Consider the following 21135-nt stretch of genomic DNA (forward strand, 5'->3'; position numbering starts at 1 on the left):
GCAGGGGAAAGGGAGAGCCCGCCATTGCTCAGTCTTTCCGTCCTTTTGTGGAGGGGCGGGTCGTGGCTGCGCCGACGATCCCGGTGAATTTCGCCATGGCGCGCACGCCGACGGCCGGTCTGACGCCAGTCTGCATCTTTATGCCAAGGTAGATGTTGCGCGCGAGATTGGCCTCAAGATCGGTGCCGATCGCGATGGGAATGAGCCGATTGGAATCGCCAACGGGCCGCAGCCAGGCGACTGGGTGCCCAATCCAGGGAAGGCCGAACCGCCCGGATCGCAGCATCGCCTCTTTCTCATCGATCGTGCGGACCGCAACGCCGAAGCGTGCTCTCAGCTTTCCGAATTTCCCCCAAAGGTCGCCGCAGGGAAGGCAGCCCGGCGCGCTGCTCATTTCGACGAGGAATGCCGATCCCTGACCGCGCAGGGTCGTTTCGAAATCGGGAGGATAGTCGTTGGTCCGCGGCACCCGGCTGAGCCAGTGGCGCATGGCTGCCTCGCTTGCGACCGGATGGATCGCTGCACGCGCCGCATCTTCCCTGCTCGGGCTTGCCGCAGCCAGCGGCGTAGTCATGGCGGCAGCAGTGCACAGAGCCAGAGCGGCGCGGGCCTTCATGGCTGGACCCGATCCGCGCCGACCGAAGGATCGCCGGCCGCGACGGGACCATTGGCCAGGGCGTCGAAGAAGCCGCCTTCTTCACCTGCGCCTGTCAGGAATTGCTCGGGCCTGATATCGCCCGAGAGCAGTTTCACCGCCTGATAGGCCGTCTGTATGAGGTTGGGATAGGCCTCGACCCCGTTTGCGATCACCATGCGCTGTCTTGTGCCACGGCGGATGATCATGGTCGTGGGCGTCACCTCGACACCATATCTCGCCTTGAGGTCCGGGCGGCGGTCGAGATCCTGGGTGTTTACCTGCCAGCCCATTTCATCCTGGAAGCGCTGGATGAGGGGCCATTGAACCCGGCAATAGCCGCAGCTCGCGCGCGAGAACATGACAAGCGCAAATTCATTGCCTTTCGAGCGGAGATAGGCGCGTCGCGTCGCATCCTTTTCAGCCCCCTGGGCATCGCGCGCGTCGCCCACCACAGGATAGGCGCTACGCGCGCTGAGCTCAGGATGGGTGAGGAGTGCAAGCTGCGTCACGCCGGCAAAGGCGCGCGCCTTGCGACGGGCGAAATCCTGGAGGCGCCAGAAGTCGGCGACGGCATCAACGGTGAGGACAGTTGCCGCATAGTCGCGCTGCTCAGTGATGAGCCTGGCGATGCGCGGAGGGCTCCATCGCGCAAGCTCCGCCATGGGCGGGATGAGCGGCGGCTTGGGGTCTTCCTCCTCCGCCTCGGCAGGCGGCCTGGGCAGCTCATACCACCAGAAGCCGCGCTTTACCGCGTCGGTCTGTGCCGTGGCCGGGCTGGCGATGAGCAGACCTGCCAGCGGCGCAAAGGCCGTGAGGGGCCATCTCACAGCACACGCTCCATCCGGGTCAGCCGCTCGATCCGCACCGGTCCAAAATAGCGGCTATCAAAACCATCGGGGTGATCAGAGCCGACATAGATATAATCTGTTGGTAATGGATGGTCGCCCCAGCGCAGATGTTCGAGATGCTGCCCCTTCTTTCCAAATGGACGGCTGGCGCCCAGATATTGGGTCCCGCAATAATAGAGGCTTCCCGTAACTGCGCCGTCATGAACCGAGCGTCGCTCCACTTCGCGCAGGCGTTCACCAGGAAGGCAGAGCGCCCGCTTGGTGACGCTAACGGGCCGTGGCCCCGCGATCGGGTGGGACAGATCGAACATCACAAGATCGCCTTTTTGGATTGGGCCGGGTGCCTTGCGTACAGCCCAGGCATCGATCGATGGGCTCATCACGATGGTTACGGCTGGAATGGCCGTCCAGGTGAGGCAGGCGACAGGCACCACGATGGCGAGGGCCAGGGCCAAGCGGCGCGGATTTGCGGGATGCTCGCTTGTCTCTCCTCCGAGCGCCACGGCCGCCTCACGCGGCAGGGATTTGAGGCGAGGCCAGAAGCTCCTAACGCCGAGAAAGACGAGCCGCAGCATCGCTGACTTCCTCCTTTCCCCCGAGGCGCGCATATTCCTCGACGAGGCCCAAAAGCGCCGCGTCCCCATAGACGAGGTGCGAGGCCCGTGGGCCTGCTTCATCCTCCCGCTCGCAATAGGGCTGGGTAGGATCGCCTGGCACCATGGCGAAGGCGGGCACCTGCGTTATGCCATGCTGGCGGAAGAGGATTGGATCGACGACGACTTGGACTTCGCGCATCGCGCACGCTGGCCCCTCGCAGCCCGGATCGATCCGCAGCATCTTTGCCGTTAACTCCGCCATCGGCCCAACCTTGGCCATGCCGCCGGGCATGCCGCGAAAGGCGATCACGCCGCCTACCCGTTCGAGCTGCGTCGCATAGATACGCAACGTCTCGACCGGCATGGACGAGGAGGCGAAAAGCAAGGGAACGAAGCGTTTTCCGGGCCGATCGCCTGGAAGCGCCGCTGTCCTTGTCTCAGTTTCCGGCGGGACAAGGCCGAGTGCCTGGTAGATGCGGGCGGTCATGGCCGGTTGCTCCGCGCCGAGCCCTATGCTTGCCATGGCCTCGGCCGTTCTCGCCCGTTCCTCCATCGCCGGCGCTCTAACCCGCTTGCGCATGGCGTCGAATGCCCGCTTCTTCATCGCAGGCGCCGGCTCGGGGAGGGTGGTTGGGCCTGCTGCTTCGCTTGGCATCCGCTTAGCCATGGCGCCTGAAAGTCGTTCGAGCGGCTTTTCCTGCGCGCCGATTGTCGTGGGCTGACTGATCAGCAGCAGCGCGGCGGTCAGCGCGGCGAGCCGGTCAGGGATTGATGACGCTGAGATAGGCATTGACCTTATCCTCCATGTCGATTTCGATATCGGACTGGGCGCGGGCCTCGATGTCCGCATAATATTCCGAGAGGTCCATCCGGCTGAAGTCGAGCGCCTGGAACTCCTCTGCTGAAAAGCCTCGGCAATACGGGTTCTTCGCCGTTCCCCAGCCAATCTCGTTGAAGGCTGCGAGCTGCGGTCGCCCCTGCTCTTGAATGATGCGCCCGAGCTTCGTGTTGAAGCAGCAATGGCCCCTGGCTTTCTGGATGCAGACCCCAAGGATGCTGGATGAGCAGTAGGTGCCGACCTCATGGCACATGCCCGAGCCCCGCAGCATGCCCGTCTCCATATCCTGTTGGTCGCACCCCTGGAGCAGCACCTCCATCATGAAGTTGATGGCGAGGCTGATCGCGATCGATGTCGGATCGAGGCCGACGATGATGGCGTTGGCGCCCGCACTTGCCGCCTCAGCCGCAGTCGCGCCTGCCTTGAAGGCGGTATAGGCGGCTTTCATGCCCGTGAAGACGCCCTTGGCGATCGCGATCTTGGTGGTGATCGAGGAGAGCGAACCGCCCATTCCGTCCTTGACGATCTCGCCCTTGTCTTTGCAGCAATTCTGAAAGGTGACGCTGGCGCCGCGCGGGCGGCAGCGCAGTGCCCGGCCGCCGAATATCTCGATCGTCCCAAGGCAGTTGCCGTCGGCATCGACCGGCCCATCATTGGCAGGACCCGGATCGTCGGCGGGCGTTTCTTCCTCGATAGGTGTTGCTGCGGTGTCGACACAGACGCCCGGTGAACAGGTCGGCGCGCCGCCGTTTGCGGGCGCAACGCACGGATGGTCAGGCCCGAGAGGACAGGCATATTGGCCAACGGCATCCATGACGCAGGCGCTCTGCTCAATCGGGCATTGAACAGCGCCGCCCGCCATGGTGACGCAGCTTGTCATCTCGCCTTCATCCGCCGCGTCGCCATTGCCGTTGCGGTCAACGGCGCAAATCTGCGCGGCGCGCGCAATCCCGGAGGGCGCAAGCATGAGAAACGCGAAGCTCAGCAGCAGGAGGGCTGGGCGGTTCATTGTGAGGCCGCCGTGCAGGCAAGGTCGGAGCCAGCGAGGCGAACAGTCTGCATCATGACAACCGCCTCGGGAAAGTCGTCGATACAGCCGCATGGCGTGACGATCTCTTCGCCCTCGCCCAGCGGGCAGACGGAATCCGCCGAGCAGACATGGTAGAAGCTGTCCCAGCCAGTCGGATCATTCTGCCGTTCGGCAACGGCGCCTGCGGGCGCCACACCGCTGTTCGCCTTGGGCGCGCGGGTCTTGCAGATCGCCTCGCAGGAGGAGACGGCCGGGCGGTCTGGCATGGAGAAGGCCCTTGTCGTTTCGCTCACACTGCCGTCGGCCGACTGGATGCGATCAGCCAGCATCGTCTCGGTCGAATGATCAATGATGTAGCTGGCGCGCGAGAGATCGGGATCGCTTGTTGTGGCGCTGTCGGTGAGGCAGCTGTAGCGGCGGCTCCGCAGGAAGAAGTCGCGCGAATATTGATAGCTGCAGTTCCCCGAGCCGAAGAGGCGGGTCTGCGCCAGAGGCTTGAGGCCGGTATTGACGCCGTTGCGGACGGTTTCGACGCCGTCGACATCTTCGCTCAAGAGGCGGCAGGCGCTGTTGCCTGCATAGCCAGCGCAAAGATCGACGAGTCGTTCGCTGACCTCGCAGGCGGTATCGACGATGACTTCGACCGTGACATAGCCCCAGTTGCCCCCGCCGCCGCCGCGCACGCGCGCGCCCACGATGGTGGCGCCCGCCTTGAGCTGGGCGGTGGTGTCGATGGGGTTTCGATTGTACCAGGGGTCATCCCCGATACGACAATCGCCGGTCGGAAGGCCTGTCCCCAGCCACTGCCGCTTACCGGCATAGCCGACGATTGCGCCATTAACCCGGGCCTGGACCCAGTCGTCTGCGCCCATCTCGACGATGCGTGCAGAGACGATCCGGGCCGGTGCGATGGGATCGAAGGTTGCGGTGTAGATAGGCGGCGTGCTGCCGCAGGTTCCAGCCCCCCGGATCTGATAGCGTCGACAATTGGCGCCGCAACTCGTCACAGAAGCGATCGAACCGCTGACGGCAAGGATATCGTCATAATCCCAGCTTCTGACCTCAATCTCCCGCTCGATCGTGCAACTGCTCGTTACCTCGGCCTTGCCGCTTGCCGCAGGCGAGGCGGCAAGGGCGGTAAAAACCGAACTGGCCTGTGAGGCGGAATAGGCATCGCTACTGATTGCGGTCGGGTTGGCACGATAGCCGGTCGCGGAAACGGTGGGGTCATCGGTGCAGGCCGTGGTCTGCGCTCCGACATAGCGAATGACCGGTCCATCGACGCTCGCCTGCACGACGCCGACCCTCGGATCGGCCGTCGTGAGCGCGCCTATGACGCCGCCGCCCAAATCCTTGAGGACGGACGCGAGGTTGCCGGAAACAAGGTTAGAACCACAACTTGCATTGACGCAGTAGCAGCCCGATAGCTCAGGTAAGCCGACCTCCGAAAGTTTGAGATCGCCCGATGCGCCCACATCCCATTTGAAAGGCCTGCACTGGTCCCAGGTTCCGGCTTCACACGAGATGATGCCGTTCGCGCAGATGCCTGAGACGGCCACAGGTACGGTGAGGCTACTGTCAAAACTGCCATCCAGATCCTTGTCGCGCGTGATGGAAAGATGGGTGATGTCGCCGCTGGGGCCGGGCTGAGCCAGGAGTTCCAGCATCGTCGCGCTTTGCTGGCAGGCGAGGCTGGTCGCGAAGCGCTGGCTTCCATCGACGGTGCTGACAGGCTGGTTCGACAATCCAGGTGTCAGATAATTTTGGGAAATGGCGTCGCTTTCGCTCGATTTGGCGCGCGAGGCCGCTGCAGCTGCCCGCGCGCGCGCTTCCATGTCCTGCGCGAATGCCGGCGCGGCGAGGGTAGCGGTCAGCGCCAGCGCGCAAAAAGAAAGGCGGAGGCATCGGCTCATGAGCCTCGCTCCCCAAATCCGGCGCGCCCGGTCGCTTGAAGCCGAAAGCAGGTGCGCCGATCACAACGTTTTTGGGTCGGGAAGAGGCACAGAAACGCGCCTCGCCCGTCTATTATGGTCAGCACGGCCGAGATCGGGATGGGGAGTGGAGAGGGGGCGACCCATCCTGACCGGGGGTACCTTCCGGCCGTGCTGACCTTCCCCTTCAGCCCTGCCAGGGAAACAGGCAGCGCTTCGGGAGAAACGGGAATCTGGGGAAGTCTATGTTGGGGTTTTCGGGTTGGAGCGACGCCGGGGCGCACCGGCGCCGCTCCGGCCTCGCAGCGTCCGGTCAGACCATCATGATCCTGGCGGGCAGACCAAGTACGAAGCCGAAGCGCTGTGGGGCATGGGGGGAGGGATCTGCTCATGGGGTCGAGACCCCCGCGCAGCAGATCGCCTTTTCGAAAAGCATGAACTGAGCATTGTCCTTGCCCGGGGCATGTTTGCCGCTGGACCAAAGCGCGCCTGGCCGTCCGATGTTGACGCATTTGCCGCCTTTGACGGGCTCCATGATCTGGAGCTTGTAGCGGCTCTTGGTCCAGATCGGCTGGGCCTTGAAGGAGCAGCCGTCGGCTGAGGAAATGGTGAGCGCGCCAAGCCGGCCCATCATGAAGGTTCCGCGCGCTGCAAGTCCCGCCCAGGCTTCGACGCTGTCGCCAAAATGGATGTCGCCCGCGACCGGATAAGTCGCGCCCCAGCTCCCCATGCACCAGAAGAGTGGGTCGAGAACCTTGCCCGCTGCGGCGGCCGCGCTATCGGCCATGCAGGCAAGGCCAGCGGCAGGATTGCCAAAGAGAATGGCTTCGGGCTGGATGATGGCGCCGAGCGTGCCAGACTGCCAGGTCGGAAGCACCTCGGTCATCATCGCGACGTCGAAGCCGTCATCCTGAACACAGGGGAGATCGGTGAACATGTCGAGCATCGCCCAGACCGGCGCGATATAATAATGCATCTGCGCGAACATCTTCTGGCTGTTCGTGCCATCGGCAATCGAGCTCTGGCTGCCCTGGAGCCTGCCCCCGGTGGGCAGGAGATCGGCGCCAAGCGCTATCATGCAGCCCGGTTCGGTCACCACATCGATCATCCGGTTGGGCGACCAGAAGCTGACTTTCACGCCAAACCAGAAGGTCGCGCCCTTCCGGCAGGCGCACAGAGGCTTGGAAGCCGACTGCGCATCAAGCTCCTTGTCAAGCTTGTCGAACGTGCCGACCCGGACGCCGCCGATGGTGATGGGGAAAATGCAGGTCCAGCGGACCTTGGTGATCGGATTGAAGATCGTGCCGGCCTCGCATTTGGATGCCTTGGCCGGCGCCGACGCGCTTCCTATCCCCAGCGCGAGGGAAAGGGCCGCTGCCCGGAAGAGAAGCCGCCGCCTCATGGCCGCGCGCTCCTGCCTGCCGGGTTCGCCGCGTCAGTGCGCAGAGGAGCATATTCGGTGAGAACGAGCTTCTTCCCCTCTTGGGCAACGATGACAGGGGCGACGGTGAGGCCCAGACGCTCCTTCACCCGTTCCTCCAGGATGAAGAGCGGTCGCCCGGTCTTTTCGGACAGGTCGATGGCGTCGCCGCCCGTCAGCAGGATGAAGTCGGTGAACCGTGCTTTGCCCAGCGCCCAGTCAAGATCGCGTGGATGGACGATGACGAGGCGTTGGGGGAGCGACACATAATCGAGCGGATTGAAGGTGAAGCCCTTGGGGTAGAGCGTCCGTCCATCGGGGAGGCGAATATCCTCCTCAACCGTGTAGAAGGGGATGAGGGTTCGAACCCGATCCGCCTTGGCCGGTCCGAGCGATGCGGCTTTCATTGCGCTCCAGGATGAGCGTGGACCAAATTGGCTCGCCATGTCGGGCGCCCTGGCCACGCGGGCCTCGATTTCGGCCATGGCGTCAGGCTCTGCAATCGGCCAGGTGCGTCCGATCGTCGAGCTTGCAGCCTTTGCAGGTCCGACCGACAGGCCGAGCATCAGCGCGCCGATGAGCGCGTGGCGCGCGCGGTGGGAATAGCGCGGATCAGCGTTCATGACGGGTTCTCCACCATGGTTGGTCCTCGGTCTCGCGCGGCCCCCGCACCGCGAAAATGAGGGCCGAGACACCCAGGACGCCGCTCATCACCAGCAGGGCCTTGAGGCCGCTAGGCAGATTCTCCGAGGCTTCGAAGACCAATATGGTCTGGATGAGCAGCATCAATTGCGTTCCCACAAGCAAACGGACGGGGCCGGGGGCTGGCGAGGCGGAAAGAAGCCCCCTCATTTGCGGCGCCTCCAGCTTTTGAGGCGGGCGATTGTGCGATCTGCGGCGCCGGTGAGGCTGATGAGAAGGATGCCGCTTGCAAAGCAGCCGGCGCCGACCATGACGGAGGCGCGCAGGACAAGGAACGCCGGCTGGCCAAGCGCAAGGCCGGCGGCAAGCACGAGGGCGCCCATCATCAGTGTCTCGATCGTGACGAGCCGGAAGCGCCAGACAAAGGCTTGGTCCCGGGCGATCCGTTCTGCCCGGGCTTTAATGAAGGCTTCCAGCGCCGGATCGGGTTCGAAGTCGAATTGCGGCTGATTGCCAGGTACGCGTGACTGACCCATCACGACTCCTCCCTGCGCGATGCCGGAGGCGATTTGCCCAGGATTTCGCCTGCATCGACGCCTGCAAGATCGCAGACCGCCTCCAGTGGCGATCGACCTGCCCTGATGCGCGCCTCGAAGGCGGCCACCTCCTGGGGAGCGCTGGTGTTGATCCAGTAGGAGAAGGGATCGACGACAAGGCGTGCGATGCCGAGCCCAAGAGGCGAGTCTATGAAGACCTCGCTATAATGGGGCTTGTTGTTCCGGACCGACTTCAGGAGATCGAGGACGAAGCCCGAATAATCGAGGATCTTATTCTCGACCGCCCGTTCATAGGTCGATCCCTGGAGCAGGAAGCGGGTCGCGGCATTTTCAAGAATGACCTGGCCCGTGCCGCCGAACAGCAGCAGGTCATTCATCGACTGGAGGACGACCCCGAAACTCCCCTGATATTTGCGCGCGCGCCGATACCCCTGGCCGAACACCTCGGCGAGACGGGAGAGATCCTGCCCGTCGGTGCGGGTCATGAACTGGGCAGCTTCATCGCACAGGACGAAGCGAGGCTTGTCTCGCGCCGAAAGATAGAGCTCCTGGCTGACCGCGTTCACCACCACCATGACGATGACGTTGAAAAGGTCGGGCATGGCTTTGAGCCGTTCCAACTCCAGCACCACGAACTCGTCCGCGGAGATGTCAAAGGTCGAGGGTCCGTTGAAATAATGGCCGTAGGCCCCGGAGCTGCCAAAATCGCGCAGGTTGAAGGCAAGCTCGCGCGCCACTGGCACCAGATGATCGACCCGGTCGAGGTCGCTCACCGCGTCGGCCGGGTAGGCGCCAAGCCACTCGCGCACCGCATCGATCCCTGCCTCCGCCCGGCCGGTGTCGACGGTCCATTGGACCGCCGATTTAAGGAGATTCCATTCCGACGTCGTGACGCCCTTGCGGGTCGCGGCATTGGCCATTTCCGCAACGATCGCGACCGCCATGCTGATCGCCGACTGGCGATCGTCGCCATCGAGAGCAAAGCCCATGTCGAAGGGGTTGAGGACGAGGGCTTCCTCGCCAATATCGATATAGCGGCCTGAGCAGAGCGTGCAGAGTTTGCGGTAACTGCCGCCGATATCGATGATGCGGATGAGCGCGCCTTGCGCATAATATTGCTGGCAAAGATTGTTGAGGAGGAAGCTTTTGCCAGCCCCACTCTCTGCCGAGACGATGAAATTATAATTGTTGATGCGCGGATCGAAGAGATCGAGCGTGATGAGCTGCCCTTTGCGACCGGCGTAAAGGAGAGCAGGGCGGCCGCCGCCGCGAAAGTCGGTCTGAACGGGCGCGAGCAGCGCTGCGGCCTTGGCCGGCATCGGGAGATCGCGTTCGAGCATCCGGGTAGTGCGACGGTCGGGATAGAAGCCGAAGGGAAGGCTCATGGGCAGCAGGATGGGATTGAGATAGCTCTCCTCCTGCATCATCCAGGGGAGCGGTTCGCTCTCCCAGAGCCGCTTGGCGCGTGCCGCCATTTCGCGGGCATGGGCGCCGTCGCGGCCGAAGACCCAGATGATCGGGACGACCGAGACGAAGCGGCTGTTTCCCGCTTCGTCGAGCACCCAGCCTATCTCCTCAATCTGCTTGCCGACCTCGACGGCAAAGCTGCCGGCAGCCTTTTGCGCCGAGAGGATTTGCGCGCGCTTGTGGATCTCGAAGGCCGAGTGGTCGAAGAGGATATTCAATGTGTAGAGAAATGGCCCGCCAATCTGGTCGCTATCTTCGGCAGCGCCGCGCATACCGCCCAGCAGCCGGTTGCAGCGCTCGGCGGTCACGCGGCGCGGCGGGGATTTGGGGGTGAGGCAGCGGGCGACCTGATTGCCGAGGAAAAGTTCGGACCCTTCGAAGAGCAGGTCCGGGCCGGCATCGATGATCTGCTTTCGGACGGGCCGCGCGGGGCGATCGGGCTCGCCGCGGGTAAAGACGCCGGGCGCGGGCGCGAAGACGCCATTGAAGACCCGCCTATAGAAGCTGATCAGCGCTTCGGGCGCGAGGCGCATGATGCCAAGCTTGGATAGTTGCTCCTCGATCTGCCGGCGCAGGTCCGCGCCCAGGGGCTGTCTCGTCTTGATCGAGAGGAGAACCCGGAAATTGCGGATCGGGATGCCGTGGAGGGCGGCGAGGCCCTGCGTGCCTGCACGCAGATAGTCGCTCATCCGCCGCGCCGACGCCTGGATCAGAGGATCGGGCCGGGATTTCAGGTCAAGATAGGCGTCGAGCGCCTGATCGATAAGCGGATCGGCAAAGCAGTGAAGCTGGACCACCGTCCCGGGGGCGAAGTGGATGTTGAGAAGGCCAAGCAGCGCCTGATGGACATGAGCGAAGAGATAGGCGCTCGGCACCAGTTCCCAGGCTTGGCCCCAGCCATCATCAATGCAGAGAAACGCCTCTTCCTCCTCGACCCATGAGACCATCGGCAGGAAATCGGAATAGGCGTCGCGTGAGACGCTCTGGCGAAGGCGCGCGAGCGTCATGCCGCCGCCATGGCGCGTGCCGGGCGCCCTCATTGACCTTCTCCCGCGGGCGGAGCGGGAATGTCGCTCTCGGGGACAAGCGCAGGCTTCTCCCGGCTCTGCTCCAGTACAGGGACGCGCTCTGTCGATTGCGCGGGCGTGACGAGATAGTCCCCCACCACCCATTGCGGCTTGTCGAGGATCGAATAGACATAGCGCGGCATGTAGAGACGGTCGGGCCGTTCACGGTCGGCATAGGGAAGAATGAGGGTGCGGATCGTCCGTCCCGGGCGCAGCATCGGCGTCACGGGGGCTTCGACAAGGCCTTTCAGCTCCTGATAGACGCTGTCGCGATAGCCAAGATAGGGCGCCGTCGCGCCGCCCTTGGTCTTTGGCCCGGTACCGGCGGCGGGCGAGATGGCCGCTCTGGCGCTGTTTGTGACCTTGGGATCGGACCTTGAGGTCCGCCCGGCGACCGCATCGGAATAGGCGCGGTCAGGGTGAATGCACTGACCATGGTCGCTATTCTTGCAGCTGAACTTTTCGGAATAAGGTGACATGGCCGAGCCGATGGCGGTGCAGGCCGGAAGCAGGCCGAGGAGGAGGAGGGCGGCCGCGGCTTTCGCGCTGGCGGGACCCGTGGAGCCGGGAGAGGGCATCATGCAAACTCCTGTTGATTGGTGGGAGACCATCAGAATTTGGCGCCGGCGGTCGGCTTGATTTCGAGAGTGACGCCTTCCTGAATCACCACCACGACATCCTTGGCGGCGCCGACTTCGACGATGGGACCTGCCTGGCGTGCGAGATCGAGATAGAAGTCGGTAAGCTTGTCGGAGGATTTGGAGAGGCCGCCGGCAATGCCGGACTTGGCGGCATCGCCAGCGTCGAGGGTCCGGATGGTGCCCAGCGCCGAGGTCGAAGTGTCGCCGAACGTGTTTTCGACACTTTGGCTCACGCCGCTGATGGTCCCAGCGATGAAGCTGCGGGCAAGCGCGGCTCCGGCCCGAGTTACGACCTTGCCCGAAAGCCCCTTCTTGCCGTCGGTATCGACGAAGAAGCCCTTGATCGGCTGGTCGACGACAGATCGCTCATCGAAATCGACGCAGGAGAGCGAGACGAGCTGGACCTCGACCCGCTCCTTGGCGAGGCTGCCGGTCGCATTGCCGATGACGAAGCAGCCGGCCAGATTGGCTTTGACGTCATTGGGAAGAACGGCCGGTGCCTGGACGCGGGCGATGAGCGGCTCGGGATTGCTGGTTGCGTCCCGGCTCGCCAGCGCGTCGATTCCTGTCAGGAGCCGCGCCTTCATGAAACCAGGTGGCAAATAGATCGTCCGGGTCTTTTTTTTAGAGCCATTGGGGGATGCGCCGCTCGCATCCGCGGCGATTGCCAGCGTGGCGGCACCGATCGATCCGACCTGCCTTTCGACCGGCGGCGCGGGCGGGGCGGCAGGCGCAGAGGGCATGGGAGGCGCGGGTAGGCTCCCGTCGGCGCTTTCAAGCTCGGCGGGCGTCGGGCTAGGGGGAAAGGCGGGGATGTCGCCGGGCAGTGCACTGGGAAGATCGCCTTCGGCGCTTGTCGGCGCGCCTGAACCGGGCAGCACCTTCCCTTCCTCGATCGCCGTGACCCGGTCACCCAGCAGGGCTTGCCCATCGAGGATCTTCTTGAGATCGCCTCGGACCTTCGTTTCCAGGCTGTCGCCGCGCAGGCCCGCTCCCATGTCGAGGCGGGAGGCGGCGGGCGCGGATTGCGTCTCCTCCTTGGAACCGCTGGATGCGGTATAAAGACCATAGCCGAACATGCCGATCACAAGGGCAATGCCGGCCTGGCGCGTACGCAGCTGCTGCTTGGCGCTCAGCATTGCCCAGCGCGTTTTAAGGTCGAGTAGCGCGGGCGCACGTGAGGGGACGTTTGGGGACAGGCGCTCGGATTGCCGGTCCTGATCAGCGTCGACAGGCTCTCGCGAGGCGCGGCGCGACTGAGAGCCCTGGCGCGCGGCGGGCGAAGGCTCGCCGCTGCGGCCACCATCCCGATCCCCATATTGGCGCATGCCATCCTCATGCCCGGGCCCGGTCACAGTGCGTCTCCGCGGCGCAGGATGATGAGGCGGGCGGTCTCGCCAGCCTTCAGGCTGAGGCGGTCGAGCGTGACGCCGAAGATCCTGGTGCCAAGCGCAGCGTCAAGGAAGAGCCGTTCGTCGACATCGCCCGGGGCGCTGGCTTCGACCCAATATTCAGATGCATTAAGACCCGCACCTTCTATCAGCACGCGCCTGCGTTCGGTGATCCGCAGTGCCGGGGCCGCGGCGAGCGTGATCGGCCGGGCATTGGCGGCGACTTGCGAGAAGCTCGCCGGCACACGGTCCTGAAACAGAGAGAGGGTGACCGAGACGGCGCGCTCCTCCTCGACCAGCGGCGCGAGCAACTCTTCATTGGCCTGCGCGCGTTGTCTGGCGCCCGGCATGAGCGTGATAGTCTGGGCAGGGATGTCTGAGGGCTCGGCGTAAAGCGGATAGATGGCGCCGTTGCAGGTGACGAAGAATTCGGAAGGACTTGTCACATAGCTGCGCGTGATCTGGCCGTTATCGTCACTTTCCTTCACAAGGAATTTGATCCAGGCGTCCGCGCCACCCTTCTCGACGGCGAGGCCTTTTTCGGCCGAAAATTTGACATCCTCGATCTCGCCGCCCTCGCATACCAGATGATTGACGTCCCGGTTGGAGAGCCGGATCATGCTCATCTGGTCGGGCAGCGCGGAAATCGACTGGGCGAGGGCGGGCGCGCTCAGTGTCGCGGCGAGCAGGCCCAGGATCACACGAGCGGGCTTACCGGATTTCGGCATCGAAATTCTCCTCGGCTAGGGAAAGGAGCCAGAAGCGGCCGGCATCGATCGTGTATCGGACGCGCAAATTGCCCCGGAATTTGCGGATGACCCCGCCGATCACGCGCACCTTCTCGACCGGCACCAGGATCTGGCGATCGGTCCAGGTGACGGGCTGATCGGGCCGGATATAGGTCGCGATCGAGAGGGTGGGATTGTTGGCGAGCTCGTCCAGTATGACGTTCAGGCTATCGCGCAGACCGTTATAGGCCGTGGGATGGACGATGCTTAAGAGTTCCTGGAATTGGCGGTCCGCCGAGTAAGCGGAATAGGTGCCCGAGAGGGCCACGATGTTCCGAGTCAAGGTGCGCAGATAAGCGGCCGAGGGCTTGCCTCCGGTCACATAGAGATCGCCGCCGGCGCCGAAGGGCACGACCACCGTGCGCTGATTGCTGGCGCTGGTGTAGAGAGCGATGCCCAGAACCGCCGTGATGCCGAAGAGGCCGGCGATCGAGAATTTGAGCAGCCGGTTTTCCTCGAAGAGGTTCGAGGAACCCTGAAGATAGCGGTGGATGCCAAAACTCGCAGGTTTGCCGAGCAGTGGATCGCTCGTCGCCTCAGATGATCTGCGGAACATGGGGAACCTCACTCGAAAAAGCGGGTCTGGGTAGGCCCGGGATAATGGGGCAGCGGGAGCAGGCCCCAGCGCCAGGCCAGATGCGGAATAAAGCCGCGGGGCTTGGTCCGCTTCCAGGGAATGAAGAGGAGAAGAACGCCGATGAGAGACCAGCCAACCAGGCCGCCGACAATGACGGCGACGAAGATGGTCGATACAACGACAATGAATTCCTGGGCGTCGAACCAGAGGATCTGGACCGGCTTGTGCAGAAATTGCGGAAGTCGTTCGTCCACGTTCTTCTCCCTTGCTTCATCACGTGATCAGACGTGATCTGCCCGGGAGCGACCACCGCGCCCGGGGCCGACGCGGGCCATGGCGAAGCCCGCGCCGGTCTCGGTTTCGACGCTCAGACGATGAGGCCGAAAGTCTGAAGGATGGAGTCGGCCCGGATGAGGCAGACCGCCGCCACGATCGTGGGAATGCCGATCATAATATTGGAAAACAGGCGGGACACGCCGAACAGGAAGGCCGCTACGCCGCCCACAAAGCCAAGCGGACCCTTCACGCCCTGGTTCACGACGATGTCGTAGATATCGTAGCCAAGGTCGCCCGCGGCGGGCGCCTGGAAGGCATGGGCCGCCGATGCCAGGGTGAAGGCGAGGAGGAAGGTCCCCAGGGCATCGGCGATGCGAAAAGAGCCGGGGCGCAGCCGCGGCAGGGCAGGAAAAAATTTGAGCATGGTAGGTCTCCGGGCAAGTGGAAGCCGTCCCCAGAACATGCCTGCCGGCAGCGATCTGCGTGTTCGTTGTCGGCCAGCGGCAGGGCTGGACGGCTCCCATGAAGGAGCGCTGCCGCCGACATTTCATGACCGCAGGAGAAGGCCCTTGCGTCTGCCGCAAGCGAAGCCTCGGGCGGTCCGCCAGAATGATTTTAGGTAGGAGGCTTTGTAGGCCTTTTCGTCGCGAGCCAGGCCTCGATCTCGGCCTGCTGGAAGCCCGATATGAGCTTGCCATCAAGGACGAGCGTTGGCGTGCCGGAGATGCCCATGGCTTTGACCGTCGCGGCGTTCGCGGCGACGCGCTCTGCGCCTTCCTTGCATTGGACGAGCGGCTTCTTCGTTTCCCCGGCATAGGCCGAGGTGAAGGCTGCCGGCGGGTCTTTGGCGCAGAGGATATGCTCTGCCTTCGAAGCGGCGTCAGGATGAATGCCGCTCACAAAATAGATCTGCCGGCGCACGGGTTTTCCTTCCGCAGCCTTCGCCGCCCAGAAACGGTCGAGCGCGCGGCAATAGGGGCAGTCGGGATCGGTGAACTCGATGACGGTCGGGGCGCCGGGCGGACCGATCGTGAGGGCCTCCCCTGGATCGAGCGACTTGAGCTTCTTGCGGGCGGCTGCGTCCTGGGCAAGTGCGGTCAGGTTGACGCCATTCCTGTCGTAGATCGTGGCGAACAGGAGATGGTCGCTTTCGGGCGCATAATAGAGAATGCGTCCGCCAGCGCTCGCTTGATAGAGAGGCCCCTGCACCGGGGCCGCTGCAAAATCCTCGAACTGGAGATTGGCAAAGCTCTGGTGGAGCTGCTTTTCTGCCTTGGCTGCGAGCGCGGAAAGCGCGGCATCCTTTTCCTCAGGAACGCCGGCGAAGGCTGCACTTGTAATCCCGCAGCAGAGCGCGGCGCCTAGCAGAAGGCGAGAGATATGTGCGGACTTCATTCGACCGCTCCTGTGACCTGACGGCTGGGCCGGAGAAGGGCTGCGTCGAGATGGACCGCGCTTCCCAGGTGGAGCATCGGCGCCGCGGCGGCGTCTGATGCCGTCCGGGCAGACCGCTCGGCGATCTGAAACTGGTTTCCGCTTTCGGTGATCGTCAGTTGGTCGATGCTGCTGGCGGGCGACGGCTTGGCTTTCGTACCGAGTGCGCCAGCAGACGCCGACATCGGCACCGATGCCGCCGCGGCTAGCATCCCGACGATTGCGATCTGCAATTGGAAACGCATCCTATCATTCTCCTCAGCATGGGGGTCCGTGACCGGACGGTGCTGCAGACATGGTCCCAAAGAAGCTGCTGTGCAGGCTTCCCGACCGGTGGGGAGGTGGTGCGCCGAGACCCGCAATCGCCGCAATGGGTGGGGCACTGACGTGCCGCTTTCGGCACCTCAGTGCCGAAAGCGGCATTTAAATGCCGCTTTTCCCAAAAGTGCAGCTTCAAATCAGGCTTTGGCGGTCATGCTCTTTGGCGGATTTCGCCCGAATCAGTTCGAGGAGAAGAAAATGGCTGCTCGCCGATCGAGGACCTATCGCCTGCGCCTGTCAGGCGAGGGGACCGAGCGCTTCCTTGCATGTCATCATCGCCTGGCGAGGCTGACCGGCAGCCTCGTTCCCTATGGCGCCACGCTCTTCGTTGCCATGCTCCTCACCGCAGGCTCGGACACAGCGGAAATCGCAGCCGAGGTCAGCCTCGCGGCTGCGCAGCGATCGCGAAGTGACAAGGAGCATTTTGTCGGCGCATCCGATCGGCTGAGCGCCATCGAGACGCAAATTGGCCATCTTGTCGAACAGACGGACATGGTCAGCGCACGACCATCCCAGGCGGCCATGTTCATCGCCGGCATCGCCATCATGGCCGCCAGCGAGGATAAGGCGATCATGGCTGCATTCGATCGAATGACCAGGCTGGTCGCTGACGGCTGAGCCCAATCAAGCCAAATCACTGACTATACTGCCGCGTCGATTCAGGCATTGCGCCCAAATTGGGATCGATAATGTTTGACCTGCGGCGTAATCCACACAAACAACAGTTTGTCGGAAATGTGCATGAGAGCTTTGGGAAACGATCAGGGAGATCCTGACGATGTCATCTCAAAGCGGGGCGCCGCATGACGGTGTCTTCATTCTTGCCGAGGTGAAGCTGATCTCGGGGCGCCGTATCGAGGAACGGCGCAAATTCCAGCGCATGACGCAGAAAGAACTGGCCGCGCTTGTGGGGATGGGCGTGCGCTGGCTCAGGGAAGTCGAGGCGGGCAGCCCCAAGTCCCGCATCGACGACCATATGCGCTGCGCGCATGGCCTTGGCCTCACCGCATCGCATCTTCTCTTCCCCATGCTGTTTCTGGAGCATCACATGCAATTTCCGCGACAGATTTTTCATAGCGATATGGCCGAACTCGAGCGTCGATGCATCGAGTTCATCGCCAGCTTTCACCTGCGTCCGTTTCTTCCCGGCGCAAACCCTCCAACAAGATAGCGGGGAGCTGCACCAGCATGTCGCCAGAGGCGATAACCGCCGACCGTGTCTACAGCGATCTCAAGCGGCGGATCGTTAGCGGCAATTGGCGGCCCGGATCGGTCCTTGCGATTTCGCAAATCGCCAATCATGTCGGGACCAGTGTGACCCCTGTTCGCGATGCGGTCCAAAGGCTGGTGGGCGAAGGCTTCGTGGCTATAATTGGTACGGGAGGCTTTTGCATCCCGAAGGTCACAAGGCGCGTCATGAGCGATCTCTACAGCTGGCACTCGGACTTGGTTCGGCTTGCCGTCCGTGACGCGCAAGACATTGCTGAAATAGGTCCCTTTCCAACATTGGCCGAACGGGACGAGGAGAGGAGCGTCGGTCATGTCGTCAGCTTGACGGAGGAGATGTTTTGCAGGCTTGCGGCCTGTTCGCCCAACGCCAATCATCTTAGCGCCATTCTTAGCGTCAACGAACGACTCCATATCATGCGCATGCATGAGCCGAGCCCCAGAAGGCGTCTGCGGGAGATCGAGGCGATCTGGAATGCGCTCGCTTTGGGAAATAAAAATAGCGCCAGAGCGACTTTATGGTCATATCATCGTCGACGTTTGTTGGCGGTTGAAAATATTTTTCAGTCCATGGTCAGGTCTGGCTATGTAAGTGAAACGAAGGAACTGCCGAGCGCTAGCGACGGGCGCGGGTCTTGAATAACATTCTGCCAACCTTGGCCGTCATATATGCCATCAAAATGGGCGCGTATATGCTCGGATAAGCCGAACATCTTGCCTTATTATTGCATTGCCGCGCTCCCGCGGCATCAATGGAGGTAAAGATGGAACGTGAATCCGCACGGAACGAAGCGCTGATCGACCTCGGCTCGGCTGTCGAGGAAACCAAGGGCATCGCCGGCAACGCCCGCGATGTGGACCAGTCGCCACTCCTGGGTATCGGCATCGTCGAGGAATGACATGCTCGGGGACGCGCAAGGCTCTTGCGCGTCCTTTCCCCTGACGATCCAAAGGGAGGACGCGATGCGCTACGCTCTGCGCAATGGCCTTCATCATGCTGACCTGGGTGGGCATATCATTTTCCTCGATATGCAGGACGGTCGCTATTTCTCGGTTCCCAATAGCTGGAATGATTGTCTGCGGAACGCGATCGGCAGCGTTGAGCTGGAGCTGGACAAGGCGGTGCTGCCCCGATTGCTGGAGGCCCGGCTCCTGGTGCCATCAGACCCGGCCGGGCATGAATCTGTTCCTGCGCTGCCCCTTCTGCCTGAGAGATCTTTGCTAGATGAGGCCCTTGCTGAAGCCAGCAGAATTGCTCGATGGCGCGCAGCGCTCGCACAGTGGCTTACCCGGCGGGCGTTGAGCCGTGACGGCCTAAGCGCAGTCACGACGGCCATGGGGAGGTTGGAGCGGCGCCCGGAAAGCAAGCCCGAGCGGGCATTGAAGGTCGCAACACGATGGGCGACGGCCTTTTTGCGGTCCGGTACGCTGGTGACGAGCGCCGATAATTGTCTGATACGCTCGACTGCTCTGGCCATCATGTTGAGGCGCAGAAATGTACCCGCCCAACTCGTTTTGGGGGTCACTGCCAGTCCATTCTCGGCCCATGCCTGGGTTCAGATGCGTGACCTGCTCTTAAACGATCGCATCGAGCATGTGCGTTCCTTTACGCCGATCTGGGCTTTGTGATGGCGGACAGATTTCTCATGCTTGCGTCGCGCGATGCCGGCGTCCGTGCAACTGTCCTTCAATTCGCGGAACAGCGCGAATTGAGGATCGTCCGAAATGATGCAGGGCTTCTCATCCTATGCTCCGCCGACGCTGGTTGGCAAAGCTTGGTGGACGGGAAATGTCTCATTGTTGGCAGCCTGTTTGCCAAATCCAATTTTCAACCAACAAAGCTGGATGATGCTTTTGCTGGCAAAGATGGATGTCCCGCGTTCGAGGTGCTGCTTGATCGATACTGGGGCCGATATGTCGCGTTGTCCCTCGCAGAAGATACGGTTCAGATTCTGAGGGATCCTTCAGGTGGACTTCCTGCCTATCATCTCGAGTGCGACAGGTATCTCGCGGCCGCGTCGGATGCCAAGCTGCTGGTCGAGGCAGGACTGCTCCAGCCTGTGATCGACCATGATTCCATCCTGCAACAGTTTCGCCAGCCCAATGGGCGTTTGAGCGCCACGGGGCTTTGCGGGCTAAGGGAATTGATGCCGGGATATGCGCTCGAATGGCAGGGGCAGCGCGCGACGGAGAAGCCGCTTTGGTCGCCTTGGAGTCATGCCCGTCGGCGTTTCTATGGTGATTTCGAGCAGGCCGCTCGCCAGCTGCGCGAGACCGTCGACGGCTGTATAAAGGCGCTGGGCCGCCGTGAGAACGGCGCCACACTGATCGGTATGTCGGGTGGTCTGGACTCCTCCATCATCGCCGCGGCTCTGCGCGAGGTCGACTTTGGCGCCGAAGGTATCAGCATCGCGACAAAGCATCCCGATGGTGATGAGCGGCACTATGCGCGGCAGATTTGTAGCAGGCTTGGCCTGCCCTTCCATGGCGCGCAATATGATGTGAGCCATGTCGATCCCTTACGGCCAAGCGCACCTCATCTGGCGCGCCCGACGGGCGAAGGCTTTCTTCAAAGCTATGATCGGATAGTTATGGATCTGGCGAGAGAGCGGGGCGCTCGATCTATATTCCGTGGAAATGGCGGCGACGCGGTCTTCTGCTTCATGCAAAATGTGATGCCGATCCTCGATCGCTGGGAAGCGAAGCACGAGCGCAGAAATATCATGCAGACCGTCTCGGATGTGTGCCGAATGACGGATAGCGACATGCGGGCGGTTCTCAAGGCAAGCTGGGAGAAGAAACGCGGATCACCCCTTTCATCGATGTCTCGGGTGGATGATCTTTTCCTGTCGAGCCGCGATGTCGATCGCTCGCTACCGGCCGTTCCGGGGGAGGAGCAAATGGCGGATTTGCCGCGGGGTCGAATCGTCCATGCCCTATGGATCTTGCGGGTCCAGCGGTTCACCGAAGGCTATGCACGAGACGGTGAATTGGAAATGATCTGTCCTCTGCTTTCGCAGCCCATCGTGGAGCTCTGTTTGTCTATTCCAAGCTGGTACTGGATCGAGGGCGGCATCAACCGCGCTGTCGCGAGGCAGGCCTATCGTCCGATTCTGGGGCCGGAAGCCATGCAGCGGACGCGAAAGGGCGGGCCAGCCGCTTTCTGCGTGGATCTGCTCGAGGCTTATCGCCAGTCGTACAGAGAATTGCTTCTGGATGGTCTGCTGGCGCGGCATGAAGTCATAGATCGAAATGCCGTTGAGGCCGCTCTCGCATATGAGGGGCCTCAACGCGGTGATGGCTATTTGCGTTTACTTGCGCTGGCAGACGCTGAGGCTTGGGTCCGGCATTGGTCCGGGGCCGGGGCCGGGCGACTTTCCACGAATGCCGGCATGGTGGCGGCCAATGCCGGATCAAGCCATTTGCTCGCGAGAGACGATGCGTGAT

The 21135-nt window shown here is 62.7% G+C and carries 25 protein-coding genes and 1 pseudogene; 6 read left to right on the plus strand and 20 right to left on the minus strand.

Annotated features, from left to right (window positions below; all coding sequences use genetic code 11):
* Window positions 1-28: 28 nt before the first annotated feature.
* The 19 genes from ACFQ24_RS02475 to ACFQ24_RS02565 all read right to left on the minus strand — a co-directional run bounded on the left by ACFQ24_RS02475 (window position 29) and on the right by ACFQ24_RS02565 (window position 16385).
* Entirely contained in the window at window positions 29-574 is a 546-nt protein-coding gene (locus tag ACFQ24_RS02475) for a hypothetical protein (protein WP_380908854.1), read from the minus strand.
* 38 nt (window positions 575-612) lie between these two features.
* A complete protein-coding gene (locus tag ACFQ24_RS02480; RefSeq protein WP_380908856.1) occupies window positions 613-1464 on the minus strand; it encodes a conjugal transfer protein TraF in 852 nt (283 codons plus the stop codon).
* Window positions 1461-1940 (minus strand): S26 family signal peptidase, encoded by a 480-nt coding sequence (locus ACFQ24_RS02485; protein ID WP_380908858.1) that lies wholly within the window; start codon window positions 1938-1940, stop codon window positions 1461-1463. Before ACFQ24_RS02485 ends, ACFQ24_RS02480 begins: the two co-directional genes overlap by 4 nt.
* A 91-nt stretch (window positions 1941-2031) precedes the next feature.
* Entirely contained in the window at window positions 2032-2871 is an 840-nt protein-coding gene (locus tag ACFQ24_RS02490) for a type-F conjugative transfer system pilin assembly protein TrbC (protein WP_380908859.1), read from the minus strand.
* Window positions 2843-3928 carry a conjugal transfer protein TraN gene (traN, locus tag ACFQ24_RS02495; protein ID WP_380908861.1) on the minus strand — a complete coding sequence of 362 codons (1086 nt, stop codon included), beginning with the start codon at window positions 3926-3928 and terminating at the stop codon, window positions 2843-2845. Before traN ends, ACFQ24_RS02490 begins: the two co-directional genes overlap by 29 nt.
* Window positions 3925-5862, minus strand: coding sequence for a hypothetical protein (locus ACFQ24_RS02500; protein ID WP_380908863.1), 1938 nt, complete (start codon window positions 5860-5862; stop codon window positions 3925-3927). Before ACFQ24_RS02500 ends, traN begins: the two co-directional genes overlap by 4 nt.
* A gap of 406 nt (window positions 5863-6268) precedes the next feature.
* Window positions 6269-7282: a TraU family protein gene (locus tag ACFQ24_RS02505; protein WP_380908865.1), complete on the minus strand. Its 1014-nt coding sequence runs from the start codon at window positions 7280-7282 to the stop codon at window positions 6269-6271.
* The gene (locus tag ACFQ24_RS02510; protein WP_380909044.1) at window positions 7279-7866 is read right to left on the minus strand and encodes a conjugal transfer protein TraW; all 588 of its coding nucleotides are present in this window, start codon (window positions 7864-7866) and stop codon (window positions 7279-7281) included. Before ACFQ24_RS02510 ends, ACFQ24_RS02505 begins: the two co-directional genes overlap by 4 nt.
* 46 nt (window positions 7867-7912) lie before the next feature.
* Window positions 7913-8086: a hypothetical protein gene (locus tag ACFQ24_RS02515; protein WP_380908867.1), complete on the minus strand. Its 174-nt coding sequence runs from the start codon at window positions 8084-8086 to the stop codon at window positions 7913-7915.
* Between the two features lie 62 nt (window positions 8087-8148).
* Window positions 8149-8478 carry a hypothetical protein gene (locus tag ACFQ24_RS02520; RefSeq protein ID WP_380908869.1) on the minus strand — a complete coding sequence of 110 codons (330 nt, stop codon included), beginning with the start codon at window positions 8476-8478 and terminating at the stop codon, window positions 8149-8151.
* Complete coding sequence (locus tag ACFQ24_RS02525) at window positions 8478-11006, minus strand: TraC family protein (protein ID WP_380908871.1); 2529 nt, start codon at window positions 11004-11006, stop codon at window positions 8478-8480. Before ACFQ24_RS02525 ends, ACFQ24_RS02520 begins: the two co-directional genes overlap by 1 nt.
* Window positions 11003-11611 carry a TraV family lipoprotein gene (locus tag ACFQ24_RS02530; RefSeq protein ID WP_380909046.1) on the minus strand — a complete coding sequence of 203 codons (609 nt, stop codon included), beginning with the start codon at window positions 11609-11611 and terminating at the stop codon, window positions 11003-11005. Before ACFQ24_RS02530 ends, ACFQ24_RS02525 begins: the two co-directional genes overlap by 4 nt.
* Window positions 11612-11643: 32 nt before the next feature.
* Window positions 11644-13002 (minus strand): TraB/VirB10 family protein, encoded by a 1359-nt coding sequence (locus ACFQ24_RS02535; protein ID WP_380909048.1) that lies wholly within the window; start codon window positions 13000-13002, stop codon window positions 11644-11646.
* A gap of 23 nt (window positions 13003-13025) precedes the next feature.
* A complete protein-coding gene (locus ACFQ24_RS02540) occupies window positions 13026-13793 on the minus strand; it encodes a type-F conjugative transfer system secretin TraK (RefSeq protein ID WP_380908873.1) in 768 nt (255 codons plus the stop codon).
* Window positions 13777-14409 (minus strand): TraE/TraK family type IV conjugative transfer system protein, encoded by a 633-nt coding sequence (locus ACFQ24_RS02545; protein ID WP_380908875.1) that lies wholly within the window; start codon window positions 14407-14409, stop codon window positions 13777-13779. Before ACFQ24_RS02545 ends, ACFQ24_RS02540 begins: the two co-directional genes overlap by 17 nt.
* Before the next feature lie 8 nt (window positions 14410-14417).
* Entirely contained in the window at window positions 14418-14684 is a 267-nt protein-coding gene (locus ACFQ24_RS02550) for a type IV conjugative transfer system protein TraL (protein WP_380908877.1), read from the minus strand.
* A gap of 113 nt (window positions 14685-14797) precedes the next feature.
* Window positions 14798-15130 (minus strand): hypothetical protein, encoded by a 333-nt coding sequence (locus tag ACFQ24_RS02555; RefSeq protein ID WP_380908879.1) that lies wholly within the window; start codon window positions 15128-15130, stop codon window positions 14798-14800.
* Window positions 15131-15321: 191 nt separating this feature from the next.
* Window positions 15322-16101: a DsbC family protein gene (locus ACFQ24_RS02560; protein ID WP_380908881.1), complete on the minus strand. Its 780-nt coding sequence runs from the start codon at window positions 16099-16101 to the stop codon at window positions 15322-15324.
* Window positions 16098-16385 (minus strand): hypothetical protein, encoded by a 288-nt coding sequence (locus ACFQ24_RS02565; RefSeq protein WP_380908883.1) that lies wholly within the window; start codon window positions 16383-16385, stop codon window positions 16098-16100. Before ACFQ24_RS02565 ends, ACFQ24_RS02560 begins: the two co-directional genes overlap by 4 nt.
* A gap of 70 nt (window positions 16386-16455) precedes the next feature.
* On the opposite strand from ACFQ24_RS02565, the gene ACFQ24_RS02570 reads away from it, so the two are divergent.
* On the plus strand, window positions 16456-17079 hold the full coding sequence (locus ACFQ24_RS02570; protein ID WP_380908885.1) for a hypothetical protein: 624 nt from the start codon (window positions 16456-16458) through the stop codon (window positions 17077-17079).
* Window positions 17080-17242: 163 nt separating this feature from the next.
* Here the strand turns inward: ACFQ24_RS02570 and ACFQ24_RS02575 are convergent, their stop codons facing one another.
* Complete coding sequence (locus tag ACFQ24_RS02575; RefSeq protein WP_380908887.1) at window positions 17243-17590, minus strand: hypothetical protein; 348 nt, start codon at window positions 17588-17590, stop codon at window positions 17243-17245.
* Window positions 17591-17649: 59 nt separating this feature from the next.
* On the opposite strand from ACFQ24_RS02575, the pseudogene ACFQ24_RS02580 reads away from it, so the two are divergent.
* The 5 genes and pseudogenes from ACFQ24_RS02580 to ACFQ24_RS02600 all read left to right on the plus strand — a co-directional run.
* Window positions 17650-17841 (plus strand): annotated as a pseudogene (locus ACFQ24_RS02580) (GntR family transcriptional regulator); the annotation flags it as partial.
* A gap of 36 nt (window positions 17842-17877) precedes the next feature.
* Window positions 17878-18327 (plus strand): hypothetical protein, encoded by a 450-nt coding sequence (locus ACFQ24_RS02585; protein WP_380909054.1) that lies wholly within the window; start codon window positions 17878-17880, stop codon window positions 18325-18327.
* A gap of 125 nt (window positions 18328-18452) precedes the next feature.
* A complete protein-coding gene (locus ACFQ24_RS02590; RefSeq protein ID WP_380908889.1) occupies window positions 18453-18587 on the plus strand; it encodes a benenodin family lasso peptide in 135 nt (44 codons plus the stop codon).
* A 64-nt stretch (window positions 18588-18651) separates the two neighbouring features.
* Window positions 18652-19317 (plus strand): lasso peptide biosynthesis B2 protein, encoded by a 666-nt coding sequence (locus tag ACFQ24_RS02595; protein ID WP_380908891.1) that lies wholly within the window; start codon window positions 18652-18654, stop codon window positions 19315-19317.
* Window positions 19317-21134 (plus strand): asparagine synthase-related protein, encoded by a 1818-nt coding sequence (locus ACFQ24_RS02600; RefSeq protein ID WP_380908893.1) that lies wholly within the window; start codon window positions 19317-19319, stop codon window positions 21132-21134. The genes ACFQ24_RS02595 and ACFQ24_RS02600 overlap by 1 nt, the downstream gene beginning before the upstream one ends.
* Window position 21135 lies beyond the last annotated feature (1 nt).

Source organism: Sphingobium olei, assembly GCF_042678845.1.
Taxonomy (GTDB): Bacteria; Pseudomonadota; Alphaproteobacteria; order Sphingomonadales; family Sphingomonadaceae; genus Sphingobium; species Sphingobium olei.